At 58.6% G+C, this 7,642-nt stretch carries 6 protein-coding genes and 1 pseudogene; 4 read left to right on the top strand and 3 right to left on the bottom strand.

From position 1 onward, the window contains the following. A pseudogene (locus tag ACIQ5B_RS09400) lies at positions 1–1,112 on the bottom strand (excinuclease ABC subunit A); the annotation flags it as partial. Between the two features lie 215 nt (positions 1,113–1,327). Here ACIQ5B_RS09400 and ACIQ5B_RS09395 point away from each other — a divergent pair. After that, on the top strand, positions 1,328–2,113 hold the full coding sequence (locus ACIQ5B_RS09395) for an NUDIX hydrolase (RefSeq protein WP_397598787.1): 786 nt from the start codon (positions 1,328–1,330) through the stop codon (positions 2,111–2,113). After that, positions 2,113–3,378 (top strand): NupC/NupG family nucleoside CNT transporter, encoded by a 1,266-nt coding sequence (locus tag ACIQ5B_RS09390; protein WP_397598786.1) that lies wholly within the window; start codon positions 2,113–2,115, stop codon positions 3,376–3,378. Before ACIQ5B_RS09395 ends, ACIQ5B_RS09390 begins: the two co-directional genes overlap by 1 nt. Before the next feature lie 59 nt (positions 3,379–3,437). Here ACIQ5B_RS09390 and ACIQ5B_RS09385 read toward each other — a convergent pair whose 3' ends face one another. After that, complete coding sequence (locus tag ACIQ5B_RS09385) at positions 3,438–3,755, bottom strand: 2Fe-2S iron-sulfur cluster-binding protein (protein WP_183941786.1); 318 nt, start codon at positions 3,753–3,755, stop codon at positions 3,438–3,440. A 155-nt stretch (positions 3,756–3,910) separates the two neighbouring features. Between ACIQ5B_RS09385 and trxB the strand changes: the two genes are divergently transcribed. Together trxB and ACIQ5B_RS09375 are read left to right on the top strand one after the other, a co-directional pair. Then, on the top strand, positions 3,911–4,864 hold the full coding sequence (gene trxB / locus ACIQ5B_RS09380) for a thioredoxin-disulfide reductase (RefSeq protein ID WP_397598785.1): 954 nt from the start codon (positions 3,911–3,913) through the stop codon (positions 4,862–4,864). 126 nt (positions 4,865–4,990) lie between these two features. Further along, entirely contained in the window at positions 4,991–6,163 is a 1,173-nt protein-coding gene (locus ACIQ5B_RS09375; RefSeq protein ID WP_397598784.1) for a M48 family metallopeptidase, read from the top strand. On the opposite strand, the gene ACIQ5B_RS09370 is transcribed toward ACIQ5B_RS09375, so the two are convergent. Then, positions 6,160–7,642: malate synthase G (locus ACIQ5B_RS09370; RefSeq protein WP_397598783.1), on the bottom strand; the 1,483-nt coding region annotated here is incomplete at its 5' end. The two genes, ACIQ5B_RS09375 and ACIQ5B_RS09370, sit on opposite strands and share 4 nt — an antisense overlap.

Raw genomic sequence — 7,642 nt, 5'->3', positions numbered from 1 at the left:
GGCACCACCAGTTGCGGGTCAAACTCCTGCCGCTCGCCAAGGCCATCGCAATCGGGACACGCGCCTTGCGGGGCGTTGAACGAGAACAGACGCGGCGCGATTTCGGCGATGGTGAAGCCGCTGACAGGGCAGGCGAATTTCTCGGAAAACACAATGCGGTTTGCGGGCAGGCCGACATTTTTCATGTTCCCCTCCCGCAGGCGGGAGGGGTTAGGGGAGGGCCCTTCCGAGGTCGCGGACGGCCCACCCGGCTCGCCCTTTCGCTCTGTCTGGGAGACAGAGCTGGCGAGCCCCCCTCCCGCCTGCGGGAGGGGAGAAAAAGTCGCGCGCGCTTCGCCAAAGGCGCTAGGCACGCTGTCGGCATTGCCCGTCTGCAATTCCGCCACCGTGGTGTCGGCCAAATCCACAAAGGCCAAGCCATCCGCAAGCTTCAACGCTGCTTCAAAACTTTCGGCCAAACGCTGCTGGATGCCGTCCTTGACGACGATACGGTCCACCACGACCTCAATGTCATGCTTATATTTCTTGTCGAGCGCGGGCGCGTCTTCGATGGCGTACATTTCGCCGTCGATGCGCACGCGGGTGTAGCCCGAACGCTGCCACTCGGCGAGTTCCTTGCGATATTCGCCCTTGCGGCCTTGCACCACGGGGGCAAGCAGGAACGCGCGCGTGCCCTCTGGCAAGGCCATCACGCGGTCGACCATCTGGCTGACCGTTTGCGCGGTAATCGGCAGGCCCGTCGCGGGCGAATACGGCACGCCGACGCGCGCCCATAACAGCCGCATATAATCGTAAATCTCGGTCACGGTGGCGACGGTCGAGCGCGGGTTGCGCGACGTCGTCTTCTGCTCAATGGAGATCGCGGGCGACAGGCCCTCAATATGCTCGACATCGGGCTTTTGCATCATTTCCAGAAACTGGCGCGCATAAGCCGACAGCGATTCGACATAACGCCGCTGCCCCTCGGCATAGATGGTGTCGAACGCGAGGCTGGATTTGCCCGAACCGGAAAGCCCGGTGATGACGATCAGCTTATCGCGTGGAAGGTCGATATCGACGCCCTTGAGATTATGCTCGCGCGCACCGCGCACCTTAATATGGGTGAGTGACATGAAGTAGCTTGTTCCAGATTTGTTCTAAAAGCGCAAGTGCGCGAGTCTCATCCCGGAATGGGCCGAAGATTAACCAAATTCAAGGCAGGTTTTTACCTCATCTTGCATGCGCATATCACGCGCGGGCGAAGGGGGCCCCGTAATGTTATGATACAGTTTAACCGCTGGATTAACTTTCCACTTCTAACGCCGGGCATTCCATGCTCATGTGGGGCATGACTTTAGACACAGCATCCGAACCCATCGCCACCCCCGCCGCCACTATGGTGATTTTTCGCCAAAACCCCGATGGCGGCGCACCATTGTTGCTGATGGTCGAACGTATCAAGGCAATGGCTTTTGCGGGCGGTGCGGCGGTTTTCCCGGGTGGGAAGGTCGATCCGGCGGATTGCGATTATGCCGAAATGCTCGGCGGGCCTCTGCCGTTGGATGAGGCAGCGGCGCGGCTGGCGGCGATCCGCGAGACGATTGAGGAAGCTGGGCTTGCGCTTGGGCTAAAGGGTGTTGATGACCCCGCCGATTGCGATGCCCCGCGCGCGGCGTTGCATGATGGGGAAAGCCTGCAAGCCATATGCAACCGCTTTGGCTGGGAACCCGATTTCGACCAGCTTGTGCCATGGTCACGCTGGCGGCCGCCAGCGTTTGAGCGGGCATCGCGGGTTTTCGATACGCGCTTTTATTTGGTGAACGCAGGCAACACCACGCCGCTGGCGACCGTCGACCACACCGAAAACCGTGCGCTGTTTTGGGCCAGCGCGGCAGACGTTCTTGAGAAAGCCGACAAGGGCGAGGTGAAGATCATCTTCCCGACGCGCCGCAATCTGGAACGACTGGCGATGTTTGGTGACTTTGACTCTGCTGCCGCGCACGCGGCGGCGCATCCGGTTTCCACTGTTCTGACCTATATTGATAAGCGCGAAGACGGAAACTGGCTCTGCATCCCCGACGGCCATGGCTATCCTGTGCTTCAGGAGTCGCTCGACCAGGCAATGCGCGGCTAATGGCGATGCTCGCGCAACTGCAGGGGTTGATCGGGATCGCGGTCATATTGTTGATGGCGTGGGGATTTTCCGAACAGCGCAAGGCATTTCCGGGCTGGCGCTGGGTCGGTGGCGCGTTGCTGCTGCAAATATTGATCGCATTGGTGATCGTGCGGGTCCCCTTTGTGTGGGACGTCATCATGCTCGCCAATTATGCGGTCATGGCGGTCGAAAAGGCGACCTTGGTCGGTTCAAGCTATATGTTCGGCTATACCGGCGGCGGGGATTTGCCGTTCGTGCTGAAGGAAGGCGCAAGCCCTCCGCTGATTATTGCCTTCCAGATATTGCCTTTGGTCATCGTTTTCTCTGCGCTTTCCGCATTATTGTGGCACTGGAAAGTCCTGTCGATCATCGTGCGCGGGTTAAGCTGGGCCATGCAAAAGACGATGGGGGTGAGCGGCGTCGTTGGCTTGAGCGCCGGCGCAAATATCTTCTTAGGCGTCGTTGAGGCGCCTCTGGTCGTCCGCGCCTATTTTGAGAAAATGAGCCGCAGCGAATTGTTCATGGTCATGGTGCTGGCGATGTCGACAATTTCCGGCGCGATCCTGATCCTTTATGCACAGACGCTGTCCAAAACGATTCCTGACGCTGTCGGCCATATGATTTCGGCATCTTTGATTGTGCTGCCCGCGTCGATCCTGATCGCCCGGCTGATGGTGCCGGGCGCGGGGGATACCCAGATGGATCCTGATGACACCAGCTTGAAATATGACAGCAGCATCGACGCGGTCATCACGGGGACGATGGACGGGGTTCAGCTGTTCCTTGCGGTTATCGGTATCATCATCGTGGTGTTTGCGCTGGTTGCTTTGGTTGACCAGATGCTGACCGTGTTGCCCTTGGTCGACGGGACAGCGTTGACGCTGCGCCGGATGTTCGGCTGGCTGTTTGCGCCATTGATGTGGGCAATCGGCGTGCCGTGGGACGAGGCTGGAACTGCAGGCGGGTTGATGGGAACCAAGGCGATATTGAATGAATATGTCGCCTATCTCGATATGGCGGCATTGGCCGATGGCACTTTGGGCCCGCGCAGCAAGCTGATTGTCACTTATGCCTTATGCGGATTTGCCAACTTGGCGAGCATCGGACTGCTCGTGTCGACGATCGGCACCTTATGCCCTGCACGCCGCACCGAAGCGGCGTCATTGGGTATGAAAAGCTGGGTCGCAGGCAATCTCGCCTCTGCGATGACAGGGGCGATGATTGGCCTTGTTACGGCGGTTTAGCTGGGTCGCCCTCCCCAAACCCCTCCCGCCTGCGGGAGGGGCGTTAACGTCGCTCTAAATCAATCCTCAGGCGCGATGGTGACGATTAGGCCGTCAAGCGCATCGGTTACAGGAACCTGACACGACAGGCGTGAGGTTTCGTTCCGGTGGTCGGTGCTGTCGAGCAAGTCGTTTTCGTCTTCGCTCATCTTGGGCAGGCGATCGGCAAAAGCGGGATCGACATGGATGTGGCAGGTCGCGCACGAGCAGCAACCGCCGCACAATGCCAACAATTCGTCAAAGCCATTGTCGCGGATGACTTCCATCAGGCTCAGGCCATTTTCAGCCTCAACTTCGCGGCCTTGGCCATCGCGTGAAATTACTGTGATTTTAGCCATGAAAATGCTCCCTAAACCCGTGTTTCGGCCCGCCTGATAAGTTGCCGACGTCATAATGTGAAGCGCTAATTTAATGGGGATAAGTCGGGCGGCGCACTTGGCCAAAGCGGTGGCGGCGCTTATGTCCGGACCGAACAGAATCAGAAAGACCGTCCATGACCGAAAATCGCCACGCCCCTGTTATCATTATAGGTTCCGGTCCCGCCGGTTACACCGCGGCGGTCTATGCCGCGCGCGCCAACCTGACGCCCATGATGATTACCGGTGTTGAAATCGGCGGGCAATTGATGACCACGACCGAAGTCGACAACTGGCCAGGTGATGACGCGGGTGTCATGGGCCCCGAGTTGATGGAACGGATGCGCAAGCACGCCGAACGTTTCGGCACGCGGATTGAAAATGACTATATTGAAAAGGTCGATTTTTCGAAGCGGCCCTTTGTCCTGACGGGCGGCGCGGGTGATTACACCGCCGACGCGGTCATCATCGCCACAGGGGCAAGTGCGCAATATCTTGGCCTGCCCAGCGAAACTGCGTTCATGGGCAAGGGCGTATCGGCCTGCGCAACCTGCGACGGGTTTTTCTACCGTAACAAGCCAGTAGCCGTCATCGGCGGCGGCAACACTGCGGTCGAAGAGGCGCTGTACCTCGCCAATATCGCAAGCCATGTGACCTTGGTCCACCGCCGCGACAAGTTGAAGGCGGAGAAGATCTTGCAAGACCGCCTGTTCGCGCGCGAAGCCGAAGGCAAAATCACCATCAAATGGAACCACACATTGGATGAGGTTCTGGGCGATGCGATGGGTGTCACGGGCATGCGCATTGCCGCGACCGACGGCAGTGGCACCGAAGATGTGACCTTGCACGGCGTATTTATCGCCATCGGGCACAAGCCAAATACCGGCATTTTCGAAGGGCATCTCGATATGGCCGGCGGCTATATCAAGGTGCGCGGCGGTGCAGAAGGTCAGGCAACGGAAACCAGCATCCCCGGCGTATTTGCCTGCGGCGATGTGATGGACCACATCTATCGCCAAGCATGCACCAGCGCAGGCACGGGCTGTATGGCTGCATTGGATGCGGAGCGGTTTATCGACGCTGTTGCGTAAATTGGCGGGCGTTTAAACCACGGCGGCCTCCACGCCATAAACCCCCATATGCCGCCCGTCCGCAAGATGCGGTTGCATGTCCATGCTGTGTGAGATAGCTAACACAGCATATCGGGGGGAATAGACATGGCATTTGATCCAGCGACAGAGACCGCGCGTTATATTGACAGCCTGGGGCCAGAGGCGCTGCAAAAGGCCGAAAGCTATACCATCGCCACGCATTGGATGTTGTTGGCGGGGTTGGTTGTCACCGCCATTGTAACGTGGATTATTGTACGCTCGGGCCTGCTCGACCGCCTGTCGGCGAAAATGCAAAATCGCGGCTGGGCATTGCGCACATGGACAATTTGCGTCGCGTTTTTCGTCATTTCGGCCGTCATCAGCCTGCCATGGGGCATTTATGAGCAATGGGGTTTTGAACGATCCTATGGCCGGACGGACCAGCCATTGTCTGACTTTCTCGCGCAAAATGCCATTGGCATCGCGCTGTCGAGCATATTGGGCGGGCTGTTTTTCCTTGGCGTCTATGCGCTCATTCGCCGTGCGGGCAAAACATGGTGGATATGGTCCGGTGGCCTTGCGGCTTTTGCAGCGGCGGCGACGATATTGCTCGCGCCTGTGGTGATTGAACCGATGTTCAACGAATATAAGCCAGTTCCAGCGGGACCAGTGCGGACGGCGTTGCTTGAAATGGCGGACGAAGCCAATATTCCGCATGACCGTGTGCTGATGTTTGATGGCTCACGTCAATCGAACAACTTCACCGCCAATGTCTCTGGCGTTTTTGGTTCGGCGCGGATTGCGATTTCCGACGTTGCGCTCAAGCAGGCGTCATTGGACGAGGTGAAGGCCGTAACGGGGCATGAGATTGGGCATTATGTTCTTGGCCATGTCTGGCGGATGGTGTTCGCCATTGTGTTCATTGCGATGCTTGGCTTTTTTCTGGCCGACCGATTGTTCAACCGGGTCGCGGCCTTATTTGGCAGCAAAGCGACCATCGGCGACCCCGAAGGATTGCCGATATTGTTGCTGATCGTCTCGGTTCTGGGCCTGTTTGCGCAGCCGGTGGTCAACAGCGTGACACGTGTCGGCGAGAGCGAAGCCGATGCTTATTCGCTTCGGACGGCGAATTTGCCCGATGCGCTTGCAGGCGCGTTGGTGAAGACCGCCGAATATCGCTACCCGCGGCCATCGGCGTTGCAAGAAGTGATATTCTACTCGCACCCGTCGGTCGAAAACCGCGTCCGCCGGGCGATGGACTGGAAAGCGGAGCAGCTGGAAAAAGCGGCGCCGCGTTAGGCCGCTGCTTTCTTCTCCTGCCGGAATTTGTGCAGCAATGGTTCGGTATAGCCATTGGGCTGCGCCACGCCTTCGAAGATGAGCGCACGGGCGGCCTTCAATGCGATGCTGCCCGATGTGAGCTTTTCGTAAAGCGGATCGCTGGCATTTTGCGCGTCGACCTTCGCCGCCATCTTGGTGAGCGCGGCGTCCACCTGCGCCTCGGTCGCAATGCCGTGGAGCAGCCAGTTGGCAATATGCTGCGACGAAATACGCAATGTGGCGCGGTCTTCCATCAGGCCGATGTCGTGAATGTCGGGGACCTTTGAACAGCCGACACCTTGGTCAATCCAGCGGACGACATAGCCAAGGATGCCTTGCGCGTTATTCTCAAGCTCTTGCGTGACCTCTTCATCGGACCAATTATGGCCGACCGGCGCAACGGGAATGGTCAGCAAGGGATCAAGGCCCGGCGTCGGTTCTTGTGCCAATTCAGCCTGCCGCGCAAAGACGTCAAACTGGTGATAATGCATCGCGTGCAGCGTTGCTGCGGTGGGTGAGGGGACCCATGCGGTGTTGGCACCCGCCTTGGGGTGCCCGATTTTCTGCACCATCATGTCGGCCATCATATCAGGCGCGGCCCACATGCCTTTGCCGATTTGCGCCTTACCCGAAAGACCACAGGCAAGGCCGATTTGGACGTTGCGCGCCTCATAGGCTTGGATCCAGCTGCTCGCTTTCATCTCCGCCTTGCGGATCATGGGGCCAGCCTGCATCGCGGTATGCATTTCGTCGCCGGTGCGATCAAGAAAGCCGGTGTTGATGAAGACGATCCGGTCTTTCACCGCGTGAATGCACGCGGCGAGGTTAGCGGACGTGCGGCGTTCTTCGTCCATCACGCCGACCTTGATGGTGTGGCTTGCGAGGCCAAGCACATCTTCGACCGCATCGAACAATGCGTTGGTCAGCGCGGCTTCTTCGGGGCCGTGCATTTTGGGCTTTACGATGTAGATTGAACCTGCGCGGCTGTTGCGATGCGTGCCAAGAGCTTTCAGGTCGTGCAGTGCGCATAAAGAGGTGAACAACGCGTCGAGAATGCCTTCGGGCGCTTCGCTGCCATCGGGCAACAGCACCGCCGGATTGGTCATCAGATGCCCGACATTGCGCACAAACATCAGGCTGCGGCCCGCAAGAGTGAGGCCGTCATAATTGCGGTCCGCCTCAAGCGCGCGGGTCATGGTCCGCCCGCCTTTGTCAAACGACGCGACCAGATCACCACGCATCAGGCCAAGCCAGTTGGTATAGGCCGCAACCTTGTCCTGCGCGTCCACGGCAGCAACCGAGTCTTCCAGATCGATAATCGTGGTCAGCGCAGCTTCAAGGATGACATCGGCGATATGCAGTTCGTCGGTCGCACCAATGGGGTGCGCGGGATCGACCAATATCTCGATATGCAGGCCGTTCTGTTTGAACAGATAGCGTTTGGTGTCACCCGATGCG

This window comes from Sphingorhabdus sp. (assembly GCF_044374345.1).
Taxonomy (GTDB): Bacteria; Pseudomonadota; Alphaproteobacteria; order Sphingomonadales; family Sphingomonadaceae; genus Sphingorhabdus_B.
Note: the sequence above shows the minus strand (reverse complement) of the source record. Positions and strands in the feature narration are given on the sequence as shown.

Coding starts and splice junctions, on each gene's coding strand:
- ACIQ5B_RS09385 (WP_183941786.1), bottom strand. CDS start 3,755: ATGGCTAAAATCACAGTAATTTCACGCGATGGCCAAGGCCGCGAAGTT.
- ACIQ5B_RS09375 (WP_397598784.1), top strand. CDS start 4,991: ATGGCATTTGATCCAGCGACAGAGACCGCGCGTTATATTGACAGCCTG.
- ACIQ5B_RS09395 (WP_397598787.1), top strand. CDS start 1,328: ATGACTTTAGACACAGCATCCGAACCCATCGCCACCCCCGCCGCCACT.
- trxB (WP_397598785.1), top strand. CDS start 3,911: ATGACCGAAAATCGCCACGCCCCTGTTATCATTATAGGTTCCGGTCCC.
- ACIQ5B_RS09390 (WP_397598786.1), top strand. CDS start 2,113: ATGGCGATGCTCGCGCAACTGCAGGGGTTGATCGGGATCGCGGTCATA.